This is a genomic window from Devosia aquimaris, from assembly GCF_020169335.1.
GTDB classification, from domain to species: Bacteria; Pseudomonadota; Alphaproteobacteria; order Rhizobiales; family Devosiaceae; genus Devosia; species Devosia aquimaris.
Genome location: NZ_JAIEZN010000001.1, coordinates 363,103 through 382,588 on the forward strand (window position 1 = coordinate 363,103; position 19,486 = coordinate 382,588).

At 64.7% G+C, this 19,486-nt stretch carries 17 protein-coding genes; 10 read left to right on the forward strand and 7 right to left on the reverse strand.

Annotated elements, in window-relative coordinates; all coding sequences use genetic code 11:
• Positions 1–2 precede the first annotated feature (2 nt).
• From K1177_RS01790 to K1177_RS01800, 3 genes are all read left to right on the forward strand, one after another.
• Positions 3–809 carry an IclR family transcriptional regulator gene (locus tag K1177_RS01790; protein ID WP_224701606.1) on the forward strand — a complete coding sequence of 269 codons (807 nt, stop codon included), beginning with the start codon at positions 3–5 and terminating at the stop codon, positions 807–809.
• Between the two features lie 93 nt (positions 810–902).
• Positions 903–1,244, forward strand: coding sequence for a YciI family protein (locus K1177_RS01795; protein ID WP_224701607.1), 342 nt, complete (start codon positions 903–905; stop codon positions 1,242–1,244).
• 78 nt (positions 1,245–1,322) lie between these two features.
• A complete protein-coding gene (locus K1177_RS01800) occupies positions 1,323–2,249 on the forward strand; it encodes an MYG1 family protein (protein ID WP_224701608.1) in 927 nt (308 codons plus the stop codon).
• Here K1177_RS01800 and K1177_RS01805 read toward each other — a convergent pair.
• Positions 2,246–2,896 (reverse strand): pyridoxamine 5'-phosphate oxidase family protein, encoded by a 651-nt coding sequence (locus K1177_RS01805; protein ID WP_224701609.1) that lies wholly within the window; start codon positions 2,894–2,896, stop codon positions 2,246–2,248. The two genes, K1177_RS01800 and K1177_RS01805, sit on opposite strands and share 4 nt — an antisense overlap.
• Before the next feature lie 150 nt (positions 2,897–3,046).
• The gene (locus K1177_RS01810; protein WP_224701610.1) at positions 3,047–3,958 is read right to left on the reverse strand and encodes a LysR family transcriptional regulator; all 912 of its coding nucleotides are present in this window, start codon (positions 3,956–3,958) and stop codon (positions 3,047–3,049) included.
• An 84-nt stretch (positions 3,959–4,042) separates the two neighbouring features.
• On the opposite strand from K1177_RS01810, the gene K1177_RS01815 reads away from it, so the two are divergent.
• Together K1177_RS01815 and K1177_RS18320 are read left to right on the forward strand one after the other, a co-directional pair.
• A complete protein-coding gene (locus K1177_RS01815; protein ID WP_224701611.1) occupies positions 4,043–4,717 on the forward strand; it encodes a class I SAM-dependent methyltransferase in 675 nt (224 codons plus the stop codon).
• A gap of 235 nt (positions 4,718–4,952) precedes the next feature.
• Positions 4,953–5,084 carry a hypothetical protein gene (locus K1177_RS18320; protein ID WP_263574735.1) on the forward strand — a complete coding sequence of 44 codons (132 nt, stop codon included), beginning with the start codon at positions 4,953–4,955 and terminating at the stop codon, positions 5,082–5,084.
• A gap of 74 nt (positions 5,085–5,158) precedes the next feature.
• On the opposite strand, the gene K1177_RS01820 is transcribed toward K1177_RS18320, so the two are convergent.
• The 4 genes from K1177_RS01820 to K1177_RS01835 all read right to left on the reverse strand — a co-directional run bounded on the left by K1177_RS01820 (position 5,159) and on the right by K1177_RS01835 (position 11,018).
• Positions 5,159–7,126 carry a methyl-accepting chemotaxis protein gene (locus K1177_RS01820; protein ID WP_224701612.1) on the reverse strand — a complete coding sequence of 656 codons (1,968 nt, stop codon included), beginning with the start codon at positions 7,124–7,126 and terminating at the stop codon, positions 5,159–5,161.
• Positions 7,127–7,281: 155 nt separating this feature from the next.
• Positions 7,282–9,420, reverse strand: a complete 2,139-nt coding sequence (locus K1177_RS01825; protein WP_224701613.1) for a hybrid sensor histidine kinase/response regulator — start codon at positions 9,418–9,420, stop codon at positions 7,282–7,284.
• A gap of 17 nt (positions 9,421–9,437) precedes the next feature.
• Positions 9,438–9,938 (reverse strand): hypothetical protein, encoded by a 501-nt coding sequence (locus tag K1177_RS01830; RefSeq protein WP_224701614.1) that lies wholly within the window; start codon positions 9,936–9,938, stop codon positions 9,438–9,440.
• 9 nt (positions 9,939–9,947) lie between these two features.
• Complete coding sequence (locus K1177_RS01835; RefSeq protein WP_224701615.1) at positions 9,948–11,018, reverse strand: HD domain-containing phosphohydrolase; 1,071 nt, start codon at positions 11,016–11,018, stop codon at positions 9,948–9,950.
• 591 nt (positions 11,019–11,609) lie between these two features.
• Here K1177_RS01835 and K1177_RS01840 point away from each other — a divergent pair.
• From K1177_RS01840 to K1177_RS01850, 3 genes are all read left to right on the forward strand, one after another.
• Positions 11,610–12,725 (forward strand): ROK family protein, encoded by a 1,116-nt coding sequence (locus K1177_RS01840; RefSeq protein WP_224701616.1) that lies wholly within the window; start codon positions 11,610–11,612, stop codon positions 12,723–12,725.
• Positions 12,726–12,846: 121 nt separating this feature from the next.
• A complete protein-coding gene (locus tag K1177_RS01845; protein WP_224701617.1) occupies positions 12,847–13,899 on the forward strand; it encodes a type III polyketide synthase in 1,053 nt (350 codons plus the stop codon).
• Complete coding sequence (locus K1177_RS01850) at positions 13,896–14,390, forward strand: isoprenylcysteine carboxyl methyltransferase family protein (RefSeq protein WP_224701618.1); 495 nt, start codon at positions 13,896–13,898, stop codon at positions 14,388–14,390. Before K1177_RS01845 ends, K1177_RS01850 begins: the two co-directional genes overlap by 4 nt.
• Here the strand turns inward: K1177_RS01850 and K1177_RS01855 are convergent.
• On the reverse strand, positions 14,378–15,790 hold the full coding sequence (locus K1177_RS01855; RefSeq protein WP_224701619.1) for a helix-turn-helix domain-containing protein: 1,413 nt from the start codon (positions 15,788–15,790) through the stop codon (positions 14,378–14,380). The genes K1177_RS01850 and K1177_RS01855 overlap by 13 nt on opposite strands.
• A 118-nt stretch (positions 15,791–15,908) precedes the next feature.
• Between K1177_RS01855 and K1177_RS01860 the strand changes: the two genes are divergently transcribed.
• Entirely contained in the window at positions 15,909–17,441 is a 1,533-nt protein-coding gene (locus K1177_RS01860) for an acyl-CoA carboxylase subunit beta (RefSeq protein WP_224701620.1), read from the forward strand.
• A gap of 11 nt (positions 17,442–17,452) precedes the next feature.
• Entirely contained in the window at positions 17,453–19,432 is a 1,980-nt protein-coding gene (locus K1177_RS01865) for an acetyl-CoA carboxylase biotin carboxylase subunit (protein WP_224701621.1), read from the forward strand.
• Positions 19,433–19,486: the final 54 nt, after the last annotated feature.

Sequence of the window (19,486 nt, forward strand, 5' to 3'; positions counted from 1 at the left end):
ATATGGCCGCCGCCGATAGCCTGTCAACTCAACGCCTTGCTACCGGCGAGCCCGCGCCAGCCCAGCTGGTGCCCGCCGTGATGCGGGCTGCGGCGATTCTTGACCTGCTCGCCGCGCGCGACCGCCCGGCCCGCCTGATCGACATTGCGCGAAGCCTGGACCTGCCAAAGAGCAGCGCCCATGCGCTGTGCCAGACGCTGCTGCATCTGCGCCTTGTGCAGGAGGGGGCGGACGGGTTCTCAGTTGGCCCGGGCATGCTGCACTGGGCCAGCGCCTTCAATCTGCAGTCCGAACTGGTGCGCGCCTTCCACACCACCATTGCCAGCGATCCCGAACTGGCGCGGCACACGCTGACGCTCTCGGTGCTCGAGGGTGCTGAGGTGGTCTATATCGCCTGCAGCAATGCCAATGCGCCGCTCGGCATCACCTTCCGCATCGGCATGCGTATGCCGGCGGTCTATACCGCGACGGGCAAGGCGCAATTGGCGACGCTCTCACCGGCACAATTGATGGCCCACCTGCCCAGCCCCTGGCCACAGGCGTCTACGGCGACAGGCGTGTCCGGAGCTGACGCATTGCAGAGACAGTTGCAGCAGGTGCGGGACGCGGGCTTTTCGCTCGACGACGGCGAGGTGCGCCAGGGCATGCTCTGCCTAGGTGCAGCCGTGACAGATGCGGCCGGAACGGCCCAGGCGGCCCTGGCCATGTCGATGATGGCCGCCGAGGCGCCGCCGGCGCGCCGGGCCGAACTGGGCAAGCGCGTGGCTGACGCTGCCGCCCGGCTCTCGGGCGCCATCGGCAGGAAATAGCGCCGGTTTTCTCTCGGCTTGTCGAAATTGCGCCCACTCGCTCGTTGTCATCATGATGGCTGGGTTACGCAGCCAGTGACCGGAGACCAGCCCATGCCCCGCTACCTTGTCGCAATCCACCATCCAGATGATTACAACCCGGCAGTAGTCGAGGACGATGCGATGCGTCGGGACATCGATGACCTCAACCAGGCCATGGTGGCCGAGGGCATTCGCGTATTTGTCGGTGGCCTGAAGCCGGTTTCGGCTGCACACGCGCTGCGGCGCACGCCGGGTGGCGAAATTCTGGTCACCGATGGGCCCTATATCGAGAGCAAGGAGCATATCGGCGGCTTCTGGGTGCTCGATCTTCCCGACGAGGCGACGGCGCTGGATTGGGGCCGCCGTGCGGCCATGGCGTGCCGCGCACCGGTCGAGGTCCGCGCCTTCCATTGACCCCCTCTGCAGGTCCCAGACTTGCTAAAGCGGCATGGCTCCGCCATTAGTGCGCCAGCTTTCGGGGACCTGCGCCGCATGACCATTGACTATCTCGTCACCCATTCAGGTGGCTTCCACGCCGACGAACTGCTCAGCAGCGTCATCCTCACGCGCCTCTATCCGGCCGCGCAGATCAAGCGCAGCCGGGCGCCCGAATGGATCACCCCGGCGGATTGTCGCATCATTTATGACGTCGGCGGCGCCTATGATGCCGGCCGGCAGATCTTCGATCACCACCAGCGCGGCGCCCCGCTGCGCGACGACGGCCAGCCCTATAGCTCGTTTGGCCTAGTCTGGAAGCATTTTGGCGAGGACTATCTGGTGGCTTCGGGCATTCCCGCCGCAGACGTCGCGTCCGTCCACGCCGCCTTCGACGCCGACTTCGTGTTGCCCATCGATCTCACCGACAATGGCGCCCTCAGCCCCACCGGCCCGCTGGCTGACCTGACGCTGCCGGTGCTGCTGGAAACCCTCAAGCCGGTGTTTGACGATCGTACGCCCGACGCAGACGACCGCGCCTTCCATGCGGCGCTGGCCATCGCCCGCAGCTTTGTCGAGGCCCGTATCGCCAAGCATGCTGCCAAGCTGCGCGCCGAAACCATCGTCCAGACGGCCATTCGCGCCGCTGGCGACAATCGCGTGCTGGAACTGCCCATGGGCATGCCCTTCCGCCCGGCCATCGTGCGCGCCGGTGCCGACCACCTGCTGTTTGTGGTGCATCCGCGCGACACCGACTGGTGCCTCACCACCATTCGTCGCGGCGATGAGGGCTTTGAAACCCGCGCCGATCTGCCGGCCGCCTGGGCTGGCCTGACCAATGCAGATCTGGAACGGGCCTCGGGTGTTGCCGGCGCCAGCTTCTGCCACAACGGGCGTTTCGTAGCGGCCGCGCGGACCCGCGAAGCCGCCCTCGCCATGGCCGAGATTGCCGTTCGCGAGGCGCTCGCCGCCCCGTCCGTCTAGTACATGGTCTTGCCGTACTCGACCTCGAGCGCCGCATCGATGTCCTGCATCGCCGCGGCGTCCTCCGGCGCGCCGGTGGTCTGGTCGAGAATGATCTTGGACAGCGACGGCATGCTGGCGCGATCCTGCCGATAGGCCGGGTCCCACAGCCGCGAGCGCCGGAACGCCTTGGCGCAGTGCATGAACACTTCGCGGACCTCGACAATGATGGCCAGGCGGGGCAGGCGCCCATCCACGCTCAAGCTCTCCAGCAGCGCCGGGTCGCGCACCAGCCGGGCTGTGCCATTGACCCGCAGCGTGTCGTCAAAGCCGGGGATGATGAACAGCAGGCCCACCACCGGATTGGCGAGGATATTGACCAGGCTATCGAGCCGGTTGTTGCCTGGCCGATCTGGAATGGCCAGCGTCCGCGCGTCGAGGATGCGCACAAAGCCGGGCGGGTCTCCGCGCGGGCTCACGTCGGCCGTGCCATCCAAGCTTTGCGTGCCCAGGCACAGGAATGGCGCCCGCGCGATGAAATCCTGCGCATGGCTGTCGAGCCGATCCTGCACCTTGAGCTGGGCCAGCGAGGTGACGGTCGGGTAGAGCGATCTGAGCGTATCCACGTCATGGACGCCGTGCGTCCAGTCGATTGCCATTTCCGTCATCCGTGTTCCCCTCCTTATTGCGATGCCGCCTCCACGATCATCGCCCATCGACTGCAGGACCATTTGCGCGATCCACTATTGAGGTACGTACCTCATTTCGGAGAATCGGTCAATCTGGCGGTCGTTTGGTGAACAGGGGCGGGGTGCCCTTCAGCGGCTCGTGCCGGGCTCCAGGCGCGCGAGATGATCGGCCAACAGGTCGAAGACGAAGCGGATGCGTCGACTGGTGCGCAACTCGCGATGCGTCGCCAGCCAGGTGGGCACCACAATGCCGTCAAACCCCGGCCAAGCGTCCACGACACCCGGCGTTGCCTGTGCCACCGGCGCCATCATCACGCCAATACCCAAGCCCTGCTGGGCCCAGCCCCAGGCAACCAGCCCGCTGTTGGACATCAGGGGAAAGTTGCGCGCGCTCAGCGACAGGCCGTGCCGGCGCAGTTCGGCGATCATGATCTCCGTGCTGTCGCTGAAGCCGATGAAGTCGGCGTGACCAAAGCCCTCGCTATGGTCGGGATGGCCGATCGCATCGAGATAGGCTGGTGTCGCATAGAGACGGGCGGTGGTGTCCGGGCAGCGGCGCGCAATCAGTTCGGCCTGCCGCGGCTGCACATGGCGGATGGCAATGTCGGCCTTGCGGCGGATCAGATCTTCGACCTCGTTTGAAGCGACCACCTCCACCACGATGCCGGGCGCCAGCCGGCGCAGCGCCTGCACCACCTCGGGCAGCACGAAATGGGCATAGATGTCGCTGGCGGTAATCCGCACTAGCCCGTCGATCTCCTGGGACTGGCGCGAGGCCACCAGGGCAATCCGTTCGGCGGCGCTGCCCATGGCCCGCAGCGGCTCGAGCAGTTCCTGCCCGCCCTGGGTCAGCACCAGCCGGCGGCCGACACGCTCGAACAGTGTCACGCCCAGGGCCTGTTCCAGTGCCGCCACCTGGCGCCCCAGCGTCGGCTGCGTCAGACCCAGTTGGCGCGCCGCCCCCGACAGCGAGCCGGCGTCCACAGTCGCCAGCAGCGCCCGCACCTGGTTCCAGTCGAGATCGGAAAGCGGCTTATCCATGCATATATGTATAAGCCTTGTGCCTTGTTCTGCAATTTACTTCATGTGGGCAGTTGTTAGGGTCTGACCAACAAGGAGATCGCTATGTCATCTGCCCATCTGTTCTGGGATCGCCTGGCCCGGCGCTACGCCGCCCAGCCCATCGCCGACGAGGCGGCCTATCAGACCAAGCTCGCCGAAACGCGGCGACACTTGCGGCCGGACATGGATCTGTTCGAATTCGGCTGCGGCACAGGCTCGACGGCCCTGGTGCACGCGCCCTATGTCCGCAGCATTCGCGCCGTGGACTTCTCGCCGGTCATGATCGAGATCGCTCGGGAAAAGGCTGCCGCTGCGGGCATCAGCAATGCCCATTTCGAGACCGGCGACATCGACAGCGTCGACCTCGCGCCGGCCAGCCTCGACATGGTGCTCGGCCTGTCCATCCTGCATCTGTTGCGCCACCGCCAGGCGGTGATTGACAAGGTCTTTGCCGCGCTCAAGCCGGGCGGGCTATTTGTGTCCAGCACCATCTGCATGCGCGAGGCCAGTCCGATACTGAGCCTGATCGCGCCGCTCACCAATCGGCTGGGGATCATTCCCTATCTGGTGCCGATGACCTCGGACCAGTTGGTGGCCAGCCTCACCGACGCCGGCTTTGCCATCGAGCATCGCTGGCAGCCCAGCCGCAAGAGCGCGCTTTTTCTGATCGCCCGGCGCCCGGCGGCAATTGGCCTGGCGGCGGGGCGGGGCAGCGGGCAACTGGCCAGGGCCGGCTAGTCCGGCCTGGCAAAGGGGGTGCCGCCGTAAACTACGGCGGCACAGGCGGACGGTCGGCTTGGGACGACACCAGCACCTCTGACAGCCCTCCCGGGTCTGTCGCAGCGCGCCGCCTGTCCGGGGCTTACGCCCTTGACGTCGTTAAGCAAGTCCGCAGCTTTTGGATGGTAATGGCTTGCTTAACCGTATGCGCGGCATTTATTTGACCGGACTTACCCCCGTCCGGAGTGCGACAATGCAGCTCAACAATGGCAATCGCGCCGCCCACTGGACAGCGCCCGTCCTGCGCGCGCTTATGCTGTTGGGAATGTTCGCGCTGGCCATGCTGGTGCTGGTACTCGCCTATAGCGAAACGGCCACCCTCTGACGCTTTGTCGCGTCATCGGGCGGCCGTCACATCGGCAATAGACAGGGCCGGGCATGCCGGCCCCGGTCTCTGGATCAGGCGGCGCGCCGCATTGCGCCAGGCTGCGCGCCAGCCCTGTCGATGGTGAAGACTCCCACCAGACCATCCAGGTTCTGCGCCTGCGTTTCCGTCTGCTCGATGGCGGCATTGGTCTCTTCCACCAGCGCCGCATTGTGCTGGGTCATTTCGTCCATCTGTCGCACGGCCGTGGACACTTCGGCCACCGCGCGGGACTGCTCGTTGCTGACGCGGGCGATCTCGTCCATCTTCTTGGCCGTCTCGCCGATCGAGCGGGTCACGCCCGACAGCCGGGCAGCGACCTCGTTGAGGATGGCGCTGCCGTCCTGCACGCCGGCGACGCTGCGGTCGACCAGTTGCTGCGCCTCGCGGGACGCTTCCGCAGCCGACTGCGCCAGGCGACGCACTTCGATGGCAACGACGGCAAAGCCCTTGCCCGCTTCGCCCGCCCGCGCCGCTTCCACCGAGGCGTTCAGGGCAAGCAGATTGGTCTGGAAGGCGATATCGTCGATGACGCCGATAAAGTTCTGCAGACGCGACGAGGATTCCGAGATGTTGCTCATCGCCTCGGTGGCCCGCGCCATGCTCTGCTCGCTCTCGAGCGCCATCTGACTGACTGTCTGGCTCTGCACGCCGGCGTCCGCTGCGCCGCGCGCGTTCAGGCCGATCATATTGGCCAGCGTTTCCATCGCCGCGCTGGTCTGCTCGATTGTGGCCGCCTGGCGCGTGGTCCGGTCGGCCAGGTCGTTGGCCCCGGCCAGGATTTCCGTGGTGGCCGTGCGCAGGGAGCCCGAAGTCTGCTGCAGCCGCGAGATCACGTCGGTCAGATTGCGCGACACCGCATTGGTGTCGTCGCGCAGCCGGGTGAAGGCGCCGACCTGGTCTGCAGACATGTGAACGGAGAAGTCGCATTTGGCGAAGGCTGCCAGCACGTCCGCTGTCTCGCCCAGGCCCTTGCCCACTGCTGCCACCAGCTCGTTGACGCTCAATGCCAGGGCATTGAGTTCAGGATCGGGGAAGGTCGTGGGCACGCGCCGGCTGAAGTCGCCCGAGATGGACGCATCCACCACAGAGCCGAAAGCCGACTGCAATTCGGCCATCATGGCGCGGCGTTCGGCAGCTCGCGCCGCAGCCTGTTCGGCCTCGGTGGCCGCCAGGGCCTCAAGGCGGAGCCCATTGCTGCGGAAAATGTCGGCAGCCGCGCCCATGCCCTTGAGCTCGGCCCAGAAGCTGGAGCCATAGACGCCGGTCGAATAGTCATTGGCCGCAATGGCTGTCATTCTCGCAGACATCGAACGCAGGCGAGGCAGGACATAGCCCGCGAAAAACACGGTCATTGCCGCGATAGCGGCGATGAGAAAACCATAGCCCGCCATCTGCGCGAACAGTGTGTTGTCCTCTGCCGCCTCCAGGTCTAGACGCTCGGCATCGACAGTCTGCGTCACCGTGCGCGAATACGCATCCGCGGCCGCGATCAGCGCATCGATATCGGTGGCAAGGTCGGCTGCGGCAGCGTCGAACTCGGCCATCCTGGCGTTGCCGCCGGTTGGACCTTCCGCGATATAACTGGCCGCCATGGTCTTGCCAGCGGCATAATAGGCCGGAAACACGGTCTCGCTGTGGTCGAGTGAGGCGACAATGTTGCTCTCGCCGATGTCCTCGGCGATCGTGCGCGCAGTCGCAACGTCTTCCGAAAAGCGCGTGGCGTAGGCTTCCGCTTCCGCATAGCCATCATCCAGGCCGTCCAGGCCCCGGGTGGCTGAAATATCGGTCAGCCACTGCTGCACCTGCACGACGTCGAGCTTGACGTTGGCCACCGCTTCGGTGAGGTGCCGGCTGGCCGTCAGCTTGGCCACCGTATCGGCGAACAAGGCCTGCACATTTGCCTGGTTCGAGCTGGTGTTGATGTGTCCATAGGTTGCGATGCCCGCAGCCAAAACCACGATAGCCGTGCCGGCTACCGACGTAAACGTCGCAAGTTTCATGCAAAAGTTCCTCAAGGCCTCATGCACACGGTTCGGCGTGTTGCATGGCAAGCGCTCCCAAACGCATACGAGCAAATAATTGCCGGAGAAATATTTAAACAGGGTTAACTGTCAGTTCGGGATAAAATACGTAAATTCAATGGCTTAGCAGGGGTTTAGGCGGCCAGGCCTCGCCCCAGCCTGTCGAGTTCGGATGGTTTGAGGCCGTTGCCGCGCAGCGCCTGCGCCTGCGCCGCAAGTGCCGAATAGCCCAGCGTCGCTGCCGCGCCCTTGAGCGTATGGAGCGTCTCGTCCAGAGCCACCAGGTCGCCGCGGGCAAAGGCGTCGCGGGCCTCGTCTGCCAGGCGAACAGCGTCGCGCTCGAACTGCCCCTTGAGTTCGTCGAACATGTCCGCGCCCAGCTCTTCGATCAGCATCGCCTGATATTCCGGATCGACGGCGCCAACCTCGGCTTGGGTCAAAACGGCCGGGGCCGGGGGAGCGTCAACAGGCGCCTTGAGGAGGGGCAGGACCACCTGGGCAAGCTTGTCGCGGGTGACTGGCTTGCTGATGAACTCGTCCATGCCCGCATCCAGGCAGGCGCGACGGTCGGTGTCGAAGGCATTGGCGGTCAGCCCCACGATCGGGACCGCGTGACCCCTGCTGCGCGCCATGCGGGTGGCGGTCAGTCCGTCCATGCCGGGCATCTGCATGTCCATCAGCACCAGGTCTGCTCCGCCGGCGTCAATCAATTCGAGCGCGCTGGCGCCATCGTTGGCCGTCACGACACTCAGCCCCATCCGCTTGAGCAGTTCGGCAGCCACCTGGCGATTGATGGCATTGTCGTCGGCGACCACGACCCGCCCCGACACTGCGGTGGCGCCAGAGACGTCCGCCGGCGGCGCTATCGTCTGTGCGGCTTCGGAGGACTGGATCGGTGAAACCGGGCCCACAGGCAATTCCAGCCAGAAAGTGCTGCCTTCGCCGAGCTGGCTGTGGACGCCGATGGTGCCGCCCATGGCCTGCGTCAACTCGCGGCAGATCGCCAGGCCAAGCCCGGTGCCGCCGAACGCGCGGGTGCTGGAAGTGTCGAGCTGGCTAAAATGCTTGAACAGCCTGGGCAGGTCGCTCTCGGCGATGCCCGGGCCGGTGTCGATGACTTCGCAGCGCAGGGTCTCGCCCGAGACCACAGCCCTCAGGGTCACCGAGCCGGTGGCCGTGAACTTGATTGCGTTGCCGACCAGGTTGATCAGCACCTGCCGCAGCCGCGCCGGATCATTGGTGACCATCAGCTCCGGCGTTTCGACGACGATGGTCAGGCCCGCCGACGCTGCGCGGGACGCCAGCACCGTGCGGACGCTGTCCATCACCTCCGCCAGCGCAAATGCGCGCGGTTCGGCCTTGACCGTGCCGGCCTCCAGCTTGGAGAAATCCAGGATATCGCTGATCACATCGAGCAGAATGTCGCCCGAGGCGCGGATATTGCCCAATAGATCGCGCTGGGTCGCATCAAGGGGCGTCGCTTCGAGCACCTCGGCCAGGCCGATAATGCCATTGAGCGGCGTGCGGATCTCGTGGCTCATGGTCGCGAGGAACGCCGACTTGGCATGATTGGCGGCTTCCGCCGCGACCGCGATGCGTGCGTTCTTTTCGCTCAGCAATTCGATCTCGCGACCGGCCCGGGAAATATGCATCAGTTGCCGCGCCAGCAGAACGACAATCGCGACCAGCACGATGGTCAGCGTCGCCACGGCAAACTCGATCTGCAGATAGGTGGCCAGTGCCGTGCTTCTGTCCTGCACCCGCACGTGATTGATGGCGGAATTGGCGTCGACCAGCAGCCTGCCGGTCGTGCTGCGAATGCCCTCGGCCGCCTGCGAGATGGCGGGCAACAGCGCCGCCAGTGTGTCGGGGGCCGCCGCAATCTGGTCCATCTGTGGCGTCAGGGCCTGCACGGCGTCATTGACGGCCTTGGCCTCCGCGCCCACTTTGGCGTCCTCGCCGAACATCTGGGCATATTCGCCGCTGCCCAGCAGGGCAATGCGGCTATAGAGCAGGTCGAAGCGCAGCAGCATGTCCTCAACCGTGCCGTCGGACTTGAGCGCTGCGATGGCCTCGGTGAGATGATTGGCCTCCCGGTCCGCCTGGAACACGGCCCAGAGCGCATTCTCACGGACGCTCTGCGCTTCCGCCATCTGGCGATCGCGCAGCCCGGCAAACAGCCACATCGTCGCTGCCAGCATCAGGATGCTGGTCACCGTCAGAACGGCAATGCCCAGGCCAATGCGCCTGGACACCACTCTGCGCAGGTTCATCCGGGACCGCAGCACCGCTATTCGACCGTGATCGCGTTGATCTGCCAGACCGAGCGGCCGAAGTGCACTTCGTCGTATAGTTCGCGATATTCATCGAACGGGTAGATGACAAACAGCGGGCCCTTGTCGCGCACCGACAGCAGCTTGTCGTCAAGGCGGTCAGCCAGAATAACCGGGTAGCTCAGAATGTCCTGCAGTGGCACTTCGGCAGAATAGTCGTTCAGCGCCGTCACCTTGATCGTCGACCCCGTCGCGCCAACGGCGTCAAGCAGGGCAGACATCAGCGGGCCGCTGAAATGCTGCGGACCTTCATACCAGGGCGTGGTCGTCACGGTGGTGCGCTGGGGCAGGGCATCAAGCATGGCCTGGTCAAACTGGGCGACGTGGTCCCCATTGGTATGGGCAATCGCGCCCGACACCGTCAGCACCACGGGGCCCTGTGGCGCAGCAAGGTCATCGGCAATCGCCACCATGGCGCCAGCCGCAGAAAGGCAAAGGGCAAGTATCAAACGGCGCACGTGAATCTCCTAAGCTGCCGATTTATTGGAGCTGGCGTAGTCGCGTGCCATCAGGGCAACGATCTTGTCCCAGCTCTTTTCAAACGCCGCGACGCATGTCGGGTCGAACTGTGTGCCGGCCCCGCGCAGGATTTCGGCGCGTGCCTCTTCCAGTGACCAGGCCTTCTTGTAGCAGCGCTCGCTGATCAGGGCGTCGAACACGTCGGCGACCGAGGTGATCCGTGCGGCGAGCGGAATGTTGGCGCCGGCGACGCGGTGCGGATAGCCCGTGCCGTCCCAGCGCTCATGGTGCGAATTGGCGATCGCCGCAGCCATCTGCACCAGGTCGGAGTCGGCGTGAGCCAGAATCTCGGCACCGATGGTGGTGTGCTTCTGCATGACGCTACGTTCGGCGTCGTCGAGCCGACCAGGCTTGTTGAGAATGGCGTCGGGCACGCCGATCTTGCCCACGTCATGCAGTGGGGATGCCAGGGCGAGCGTGCGGCAGAAGCCGCTGTCCAGCCCCATTGTCTCGGCGATGATGCGCGAACTCTCTGCCACGCGGTCGACGTGGCCGCCTGTGTCGCCATCGCGCAGTTCGATGGCGCGCGCCAGGCGAAACACAACCTCTTCTTCGCGGCGGGCCAGATGCTGCGTGGCGATGCGAACCTGTTCAGCCAGATCGTCGGCATGGCGGGCAATAACGTTCTGGGCGCGCCGCAGTTCCAGCAGATTGGCCACCCGCAGGCGAAGTTCGATCGGATCAACCGGCTTGGTCAGGAAATCGGTCGCGCCGGCCCGGATGGCCTCCATGCGCCGCGCACGGTCGGCATCGGCGGTGACGATGACCACTGGCACATGCTGGTGCGCCGGCATGCCGCGCAGCATCTGGATCAACTCCAGGCCAGTGACGGACGGCATCAGATAGTCTGTGATGACAAGGTCGCATGCCGATTCCTGCAGGTAATCGATAGCCTTCAGCGGATCGGTGAAGCCCACGCACTCGACATGGTCATTCTGCAGGCTGGTGTTGATGTGACCCACCATCCGGCACAACACGGCCAGATTCGACGAGCTGTCTTCAACGATAACGATCCGCATGCGATCCTCCTCAATATGCCCTCTCCATAATAAATTCCCTTGAGGAATTCACGCGGGATCCCCGTTGAGGCTTTCTCCCGGGTTAACGGATCAAGATGAGTTATTAGCAATCGGGGCATCGGCCGCTACGGCACAGGTAATGCTGAAGTTGTCGGGGGCGTTCCGGGACAATACTGGCGCGCCTCTGACAAGGCTGATCCGCTCAATATTGTCAGTGGAGGCGAAATGGCGCCGACCGGAGTGGCGTAAAGCCCGCGCTTACGCAGCGCGGCACCATGGATTTCTCCACCAGACCCCACCTCTGCCGACCGCCGGGCACGAAAACCTCGCTGGGCCGAGCGATAGTGCGCAATTAATGCAAATATCTGCAAGCGTTGCAGAATAGGCGGGATAAACGCTATATACTGACTCGCGATGTCAGATGGGCTTGCTGATATCGCTTTCTGACATGTCGACGGACTTGAAATCCGGTCACGGCCACCCGTGCGGGGCCGATTGGGAGGAGTCTCTGTGACCAAGCGTGACCTATTCCACTCCCTGTCCACCCGGATGGCAGTCTCTGGCCTGCGTCAAAACAACGAACGGGCGGTGATGACCGCGGTTGCCCTCGGCAACGGCCCGTCGGCGGCAGAAGTCGCCCGCACCACTGGCCTGGGGGCACAGACGGTGGCGCGCATCGCCAACGAGTTGGAAAGCCAGCATCTGCTCTATCGCGGCGAGCCGCGGCGCGGCCAGCGCGGCCAGCCGGCTGTGCCGATCTACATCAATCCTGAAGGTGCCTACAGCATCGGCTGCGAAATTGGCTGGCGCAGCCTGCACATGTTGATCCGCAACATGACGGGCCAGGTGCTGCTGGAGCACCATGTCGATTACCCCTATCCCGATTCCAAATTCGTCATTGCCGAGGTGGTCAATCGTACCCGCGCCATGATCGAGGCGGTGCCGGACGGCCAGCGGGATCGCATCATCGGGCTGGGCGTCGCCAGTCCCTCCAATATTGGCCGCAATGCCGACCTGCTGGGCACCCCGCTGGAGGTCGCCCAGGCATGGCGCGATCTCGACCTGGCTGCCCATCTCCACCGCGAGACGGGTCTGGAGGTCAGCATCCTCAACGATGGCAACGCAGCATGCTGGGCAGAACTGGCAGCCCAGCCGGCTCCCCGTCCGGCCAACATGGCCTATTTCCTCATCAGCACCTTTGTGGGCGCCGGCCTCATCGCCCAGGGCGCGCTGTGGGAAGGGCCGAGCGGCAATTCGGCCAATCTGGGCTCCATGCTCGTCACCGACCGCAATGGACAGCAGGCCTTCGTGCATCTGATCGCCTCCATCTTCGCCTTCGAGCAGCGGCTGCGGGACGCTGGCCTGGCCGTGCCGGCCGGCAATCCGGCCGAGTGGGACTGGGATGCGCTCGAGCCAGTCACCACGGACTGGATCAACGACTCTGCCCGCGCCATCGCCAAGACCATCACCAACACCAAGGCGGTGATGGAGTTCAACCTGGCGGTGGTTGACGGCATCATGCCGCGGGCCATCACGGAGCGCCTTGCTGCCCAGGTGCAGTATCAATGCGACCAGCAGCCCGTGCTGACCTCTGACCGTGCAGTCGTCCGGCTTGGCCATCGGGGCGCTGTGGCGCCGGCGATGGGGGCGGCCTTGCGCCTGATCTTCCGCCGCTTCTACTCACGCGACCCCGCCGATCTGGTGTAGCGGGGCCGCGGAACGGCGGAATAAGTCGACCGGGTGCATTTGTGATGGTTGGCAACGCTTGGCCCTGCGCTAAGCTTGCCTCTGAACCGCGCCGCCATCGTGCCGGATTGAGGATGCCAGATTGCCTGCACCCGCCCAGTTGATCTCCACCGCCATTGCCGTGCCAGACAATATCCTGCTGCAGAGCGACGTCGCCGCTGCCGCTGGCGAAATCTTCGGGCCGCGCTTCCGCGAGTTCGATCGCATGGCCAGGGTGTTCGACAGCGCCGGCATCCACAAGCGTCACGCCGCCCGGCCAATCGACTGGTTCCGCGAGCCGCGCAGCTGGCCCGAGCGAACGGCGGTCTATCTCGATGTGGCCAGCGCGCTCTTCGTTTCGGCGGCGCGACGGGCGCTGGATGAAGCCGGGCTGCTGGCGACGGATATCGACACCGTTGTCACCGTTTCCTCTACCGGCATTGCCACGCCCTCGATCGAGGCCCGGGTTTCGGGCGCATTGGGCTTCCGCCCCGATATCGAACGCGTGCCCGTGTTTGGCCTGGGCTGCGCTGGCGGCGTCTCCGGCTTCAGCATTGGGGCCCGCATGGCCCAGGCCCGCCCCGGCACCAATGTGCTGGTGGTCGCCGTCGAGCTTTGTACGCTCGCCTTCCGTCTCGATGAAATGACCAAGGCCAATGTGGTCGCCACGGCGCTGTTCGGTGATGGCGCCGCCGCCTGCATCCTGCGCGCGGGGGAGGGGGGCCTTGCCACTGTCGAGGCCGCCGGCCAGCACACCTGGCCCGATACGCTCGACATCATGGGCTGGAGCGTTGACCCCGAGGGCTTTGGCGTGATTTTCGATCGCTCCATTCCACCCTTTGCCGAGGCCGAAATGGGGCCGGCCGTCGACGGCATCCTTGGGCGCAATGGTCTCACGCGCAGCCAGGTCGACCGCTTCATCTGCCACCCCGGTGGCGCCAAGGTGGTCGAGGCGCTGGAACATGCGCTTGATTTGGGACAGGGGGCCCTCGATGTGGAGCGCGACGTGCTGCGCGACTATGGCAATATGTCCGCGCCCACGGTGCTTTTCGTGCTCGATCGCATCCGCCGCAAGGGCCTGCCGAACCGGTCCGTGCTCGCTGCCATGGGGCCGGGCTTTTCGGTGAGCTGCGTCTCGCTGGTGGCTGCAGAATGATCTGGTCGATCCTGCTGCTGGCGCTGGTCACCGCCGAGCGCCTGGGGGAGCTGGCGCTGGCCCGCCACAACACCAGCCGCCTCCTGGCGCAGGGCGCTGTCGAACATGCGCCCGGCCACTATGTGCTGATCGTCGCGCTGCATACGGCTTGGCTGGTGGGGCTGTGGCCAATGGCCTGGAACCGTTCCATCGACACGGCCTGGCTGCTGGTTTTCGTGGTCTTGCAGGGCCTGCGCGTCTGGGTGCTGGCGACGCTGGGGCCGCGCTGGACCACCCGCATCATCGTGTTGCCCGGCGCGCCGCTGGTCAAAAAAGGTCCCTATCGCTTCCTCAGTCACCCCAACTACGTTGTGGTGATCGGCGAGATCGCCGTGCTGCCGCTGGTCTTTGGCCTGAGCTGGTTCGCGCTGATTTTTTCGGCGCTCAATGGCGCCGTGCTGTGGATCCGCATCCGCGCCGAGAACGCTGCCCTGCGCGGTCAGCCGATCTGATAGGGCACGATGCTGCGGCGGTCGGCGTCGATGGAGATGCCGGCGCCCAGCGGCGGCACTGAGCGCTGCGGGCAATTGCGCCGTTCGCAGATGCGGCAGGAGATGCCGATAGGGTCGAAGCGGTCGCGGGTGACATCAACATCGCTGCCATAGACCAGCCGATTGGCATGGCTGATTTCGCAGCCCAGCGCGTAAGCATAGCGCCGCGTGATGCCATGATAACCGCCGCTGCGCTTTTCGCTCGACCACGCGAGGCAGAGATAGCGATTGCCATCGGGCGTTTCGGCCAATTGCCTTGTGATCTGGCCATGCGCCTCAAAGGCGCGATGCACATTCCACAGCGGGCAGGCGCCGCCGAACCGGGCGAACTGCAGCGCCGTGGCTGAATGGCGCTTGGTGATGGTCCCAGCCGCATCCACCCGCGCGAAAAAGAACGGCACGCCCCGCTCGCGCGGCCGCTGCATTGTGGAGAGGCGATGCGCCACCTGTTCGAGACTGGCTCCGAAGAGCTGCCCCAACTCCTCGATGTCATAGCGATGCGCTTCGGCCGCCTTGAGATAGGCGCCATAGGGCATCTGCAGCGCGCCGGCGAAGTAATTGGCCAGACCCATGCGGGCAATGGCGCGGGCATCGGCGGTCTTGAAATTGGCGGCGTCGAGCAATTGGTCGAGCAGCGTCGTTTGCTCCATGCCGGCCAGATGCGCCGCGATCTGGAAGAACTGTGAACTCGGCTCGAGCCGCGTGTTGATCGACAGCGTCCGCCCGGCGCGGTCGAATTCCTTGATCACCTCGGGCCGGTTGGGCGCGGTCAGCACCACGCGCAAGTCATGGGCTTCCTGGCAATAGGCGATCAACCTGTTGAGCCGGTCCGGGCCGAACTCGCCCAGTTCGGTCGCCAGCGCCTCGGCGGCGCGGTCCAGCGGGTCGATGTAATTGTCGGCATAATGGAAGAAGTCGCGCACCTCTTCATAGGCCGTCTGCATCCCCGATTGCGGGTCGCGGGTCAGCGCGGCGTCCACGCTGTTGAGGCGCTCATTGCTCTTGCGATAGGCCTCGTAAAGCGTCAGCAGCGCCCGCGCCATGTCGGGCGCATTGGCGGTGACGGTCTTGAGTTCCTGCAGATTCGGAACCGCCTCGCCAAACAGCGGATCGGCCATGGCCTCGCGCAGGTCGGCCAGGAGGCGATCGGACCCATCGGTCATCAGGCTGGAGAGATCGAGATTGAACCCGTCCGCCAATGCCAGCATGACCGAAGCGGTCAGCGGCCGCTGGTTGGATTCGATCTGGTTGACATAGGAGGCGGAGATATCGAGCCGTGCCGCCAGCTCGGCCTGCGTCAGCCGATGCTGGTTGCGCAGCGCCCGCAGCCGCGCCCCGGCGAAGATCTTGCGTGTCGCCATCTTCACAAATCCACAAAATTACAAAATCTGCTCTGTGTGATTGTAACACCTGCGCCATTTGCTGTCTTGGGGGATCTCGTTTGGCGCGCTAGTCTGCCGGCACAAGTGGAGGGCACCCATGCAGAAGATCATCGCCGAACTCGAAGACAAGCGCGCCCAGGCGCGGCTCGGCGGCGGGCAGCGGCGCATTGATACCCAGCATTCCAAGGGCAAGCTCACCGCCCGCGAACGGCTCGACGTGCTGCTCGATCCCGGCAGCTTTGAAGAATACGACATGTTTGTCACCCATCGGGCGACCGACTTCGGCATGGCCGAGACCATCATTCCCGGCGATGGCGTGGTCACCGGCTGGGGCACCATCGAGGGGCGCCTGGTCTATGTGTTCAGCCAGGACTTTACTGTCTTCGGCGGCTCGCTGAGCGAAACCCATGCCAAAAAGATCTGCAAGATCATGGATCTGGCCATGCAGAATGGCGCGCCGGTGATTGGCCTCAACGACAGCGGCGGCGCCCGCATCCAGGAGGGCGTGGCCAGCCTGGGCGGCTATGCCGATGTCTTTTGGCGCAATACCCAGGCCTCGGGCGCCATTCCGCAGATTTCGGTGATCATGGGCCCCTGCGCCGGCGGCGCGGTCTATTCCCCGGCCATGACCGACTTCATCTACATGGTCAAAGACACCAGCTACATGTTCGTGACCGGCCCCGACGTGGTCAAGACCGTGACCAATGAGAGCGTGACCCAGGAAGAGCTGGGCGGCGCGACGACGCACACCAAGATTTCCTCGGTGGCCGACGCAGCCTTCGAGAACGACATCGAAACCCTGCTCGAAGTGCGCCGCCTCTATAGCTTCTTGCCGCTCGCCGCCGGCCAGAAGCCGCCGCACCGCCCCACCCATGACACCGGCTATCGCGACGAGCCGAGTCTGGACACCATCATCCCCGACAGTGCCAACAAGCCCTATGACATGCGCGAGGTGATTGAAAAGATCGCCGACGAGGGCGACTTCCTAGAGCTGCAGAAGGATCATGCCGGCAATATCCTTGTCGGCTTCATCCGCATGGGTGGCGATACCGTGGGCGTCGTGGCCAACCAGCCGCTGGTGCTGGCCGGGTGCCTCGACATCAACGCGTCCAAGAAGGCCGCGCGCTTCATCCGCTTCTGCGACAGCTTCGAAATCCCCATTCTGACACTGGTCGACGTCCCCGGCTTCCTGCCCGGCGTGGCGCAGGAATATGGCGGCATCATCAAGCATGGCGCGAAGCTCTTGTTCGCCTATGCCGAAGCCAGCGTGCCGCTGGTCACCGTCATCACGCGCAAAGCCTATGGCGGCGCCTATGACGTGATGGCGAGTAAACACATCAAGGCCGACGTCAACTATGCCTGGCCCTCGGCCGAAATCGCCGTGATGGGCGCCAAGGGCGCCACGGAAATCCTCTATCGCTCCGAACTGGGCGACAAGGACAAGATCGCCCAGCGCACCGCCGACTACGAAGCGCGCTTCGCCAACCCCTTTGTGGCCGCCGAACGCGGCTTCATCGACGACGTCATCATGCCCCACGGCACCCGCCGCCGCGTCATCCGCGCCTTCTCGACCCTGCGCAACAAGAGCGTCCAGGGGCCCAAGAAGAAGCACGATAATATTCCGTTGTGAGGAGCTGAGCCATGATCACCAAACTCCTCATCGCCAATCGCGGCGAGATTGCTTGCCGGGTCATCAAGACCGCCAAGAAGATGGGTATTGCCACGGTCGCGGTCTATTCCGATGCGGACCGCGAGGCGCTGCATGTGCGCATGGCCGATGAGGCCGTCCACATCGGCCCGTCGCCGGCCAAGGACAGCTATCTGCAGATCGACAAGATCATCGCCGTCTGCAAGGCCACCGGCGCCCAGGCGGTGCATCCCGGTTATGGCTTTCTGTCGGAAAACCCCAAGTTCGCCGAGGCGCTCAAGGCGGCAGGCATCATCTTTGTCGGTCCGCCGCAGAAGGCCATCGAGGCCATGGGCGACAAGATCACGAGCAAGAAGCTGGCGGCCGAAGCGGGCGTCTCGACGGTGCCCGGCCACATGGGCCTGATCGACGACGCCGAACATGCCGTGACGATCGCCAAGTCGATCGGCTATCCGGTGATGATCAAGGCCTCGGCCGGCGGCGGCGGCAAGGGCATGCGCATTGCTCACAACGACGCCGAGGCCCGCGAAGGTTTCGAGCGCTCCAAGTCCGAGGCAGCGTCGAGCTTCGGCGATGATCGAATCTTCATCGAGAAATTCGTCACCGAGCCGCGCCATATCGAAATCCAGCTCATCGGCGATAGCCACGGCAATGTGCTCTATCTCAACGAGCGCGAATGCTCGATCCAGCGCCGCAACCAGAAGGTCATCGAGGAGGCCCCGTCGCCATTCCTCGATGAAGCGACGCGCAAGGCCATGGGCGAACAGTCCGTCGCCCTGGCCAAGGCCGTGGGCTACACCAGCGCCGGCACGGTGGAATTCATCGTCGACAAGGACCGCAACTTCTACTTCCTCGAGATGAACACGCGCCTGCAGGTCGAGCATCCGGTGACTGAGCTGATCACCGGGCTGGACCTGGTGGAACTGATGATCCGCGCCGCCAATGGCGAGAAGCTGCCGCTGACCCAGAGCCAGGTGCAGCGCAATGGCTGGGCCATCGAAAGCCGGCTCTATGCCGAAGACCCATATCGCAACTTCCTGCCCTCGACCGGCCGGCTGACCCGCTATCGTCCGCCCGCCGAAAGCGCCGCGGCAGATCTGCATGTGCGCAACGACACCGGCGTCTTCGAGGGCGGCGAGATCTCCACCTTCTACGACCCCATGATCGCCAAGCTCTGCACCTGGGCGCCGACGCGCATCGCGGCCATCGACGCCATGGCCGTGGCGCTGGACAGCTTTGAGGTCGAAGGCGTCGGCAACAATCTGCCGTTCCTCTCCACCGTCATGGAGCAGGAGAGGTTCCGCGACGGGCGGCTCACCACCGGTTATATTGCCGAGGAGTTCCCCGAGGGCTTCCATGGCGCTACGCTCAGCGATCAGCATCGGCTGGACGTTGCCGCTGCTGCCGCCCTGCTGATGAGCCGCCGCGCCGATGTCAGCGATGGCGGTCGAGCGGAGCGGCAGTGGCATGTGCAGATCGGCGACCACGCCCTGCCGGTCAGCATCGGCAGCACATCCGATGGCTACACCGTCTCGGCCGATTGGCGCAGCCAGGCCGCGCATCTGCATTGGCAGCCCGGCGAACGCCTGGCCACCATCGACTGGTCAGACGGGCGCACCTCTGTGCTCAAGGTCCAGACTACGACATCGGGCTTCCGCATCCGCTATCGCGGGGCCGATCTCAAGGTTCTGGTGCTGGCGCCCCATGTGGCGGGCCTGCTCAAGCACATGCCCATCAAGCTGCCGCCCGACATGAGCAAATATTTGCTCTGCCCCATGCCGGGGCAGGTGGTGCGCATCGACGTCGCCGAAGGCGATATCGTCGAGGACGGCCAGACCCTGGCCATTGTCGAGGCCATGAAGATGGAAAACGTGCTCAAGGCCGAAAAGCGTGCCCGCGTCAGCAAGGTCCACGCCGTCGCCGGCGCCGTGCTGGCGGTCGATCAGGTGATCCTCGAGTTCGAGGCGGTATGATGAGTGGTACTGTTGCTACAGTATTGGCTCTTTCGCATCCCTCCCCCTTGAGGG

Excerpts from the sequence above, each read along its gene's own strand:
- K1177_RS01790 (WP_224701606.1), top strand. The coding sequence starts at position 3 with ATGGCCGCCGCCGATAGCCTGTCAACTCAACGCCTTGCTACCGGCGAG.
- K1177_RS01795 (WP_224701607.1), top strand. The coding sequence starts at position 903 with ATGCCCCGCTACCTTGTCGCAATCCACCATCCAGATGATTACAACCCG.
- K1177_RS01800 (WP_224701608.1), top strand. The coding sequence starts at position 1,323 with ATGACCATTGACTATCTCGTCACCCATTCAGGTGGCTTCCACGCCGAC.
- K1177_RS01805 (WP_224701609.1), bottom strand. The coding sequence starts at position 2,896 with ATGACGGAAATGGCAATCGACTGGACGCACGGCGTCCATGACGTGGAT.
- K1177_RS01810 (WP_224701610.1), bottom strand. The coding sequence starts at position 3,958 with ATGGATAAGCCGCTTTCCGATCTCGACTGGAACCAGGTGCGGGCGCTG.
- K1177_RS01815 (WP_224701611.1), top strand. The coding sequence starts at position 4,043 with ATGTCATCTGCCCATCTGTTCTGGGATCGCCTGGCCCGGCGCTACGCC.
- K1177_RS18320 (WP_263574735.1), top strand. The coding sequence starts at position 4,953 with ATGCAGCTCAACAATGGCAATCGCGCCGCCCACTGGACAGCGCCCGTC.
- K1177_RS01820 (WP_224701612.1), bottom strand. The coding sequence starts at position 7,126 with ATGAAACTTGCGACGTTTACGTCGGTAGCCGGCACGGCTATCGTGGTT.
- K1177_RS01825 (WP_224701613.1), bottom strand. The coding sequence starts at position 9,420 with ATGAACCTGCGCAGAGTGGTGTCCAGGCGCATTGGCCTGGGCATTGCC.
- K1177_RS01835 (WP_224701615.1), bottom strand. The coding sequence starts at position 11,018 with ATGCGGATCGTTATCGTTGAAGACAGCTCGTCGAATCTGGCCGTGTTG.
- K1177_RS01840 (WP_224701616.1), top strand. The coding sequence starts at position 11,610 with ATGACCGCGGTTGCCCTCGGCAACGGCCCGTCGGCGGCAGAAGTCGCC.
- K1177_RS01850 (WP_224701618.1), top strand. The coding sequence starts at position 13,896 with ATGATCTGGTCGATCCTGCTGCTGGCGCTGGTCACCGCCGAGCGCCTG.
- K1177_RS01855 (WP_224701619.1), bottom strand. The coding sequence starts at position 15,790 with ATGGCGACACGCAAGATCTTCGCCGGGGCGCGGCTGCGGGCGCTGCGC.
- K1177_RS01860 (WP_224701620.1), top strand. The coding sequence starts at position 15,909 with ATGCAGAAGATCATCGCCGAACTCGAAGACAAGCGCGCCCAGGCGCGG.
- K1177_RS01865 (WP_224701621.1), top strand. The coding sequence starts at position 17,453 with ATGATCACCAAACTCCTCATCGCCAATCGCGGCGAGATTGCTTGCCGG.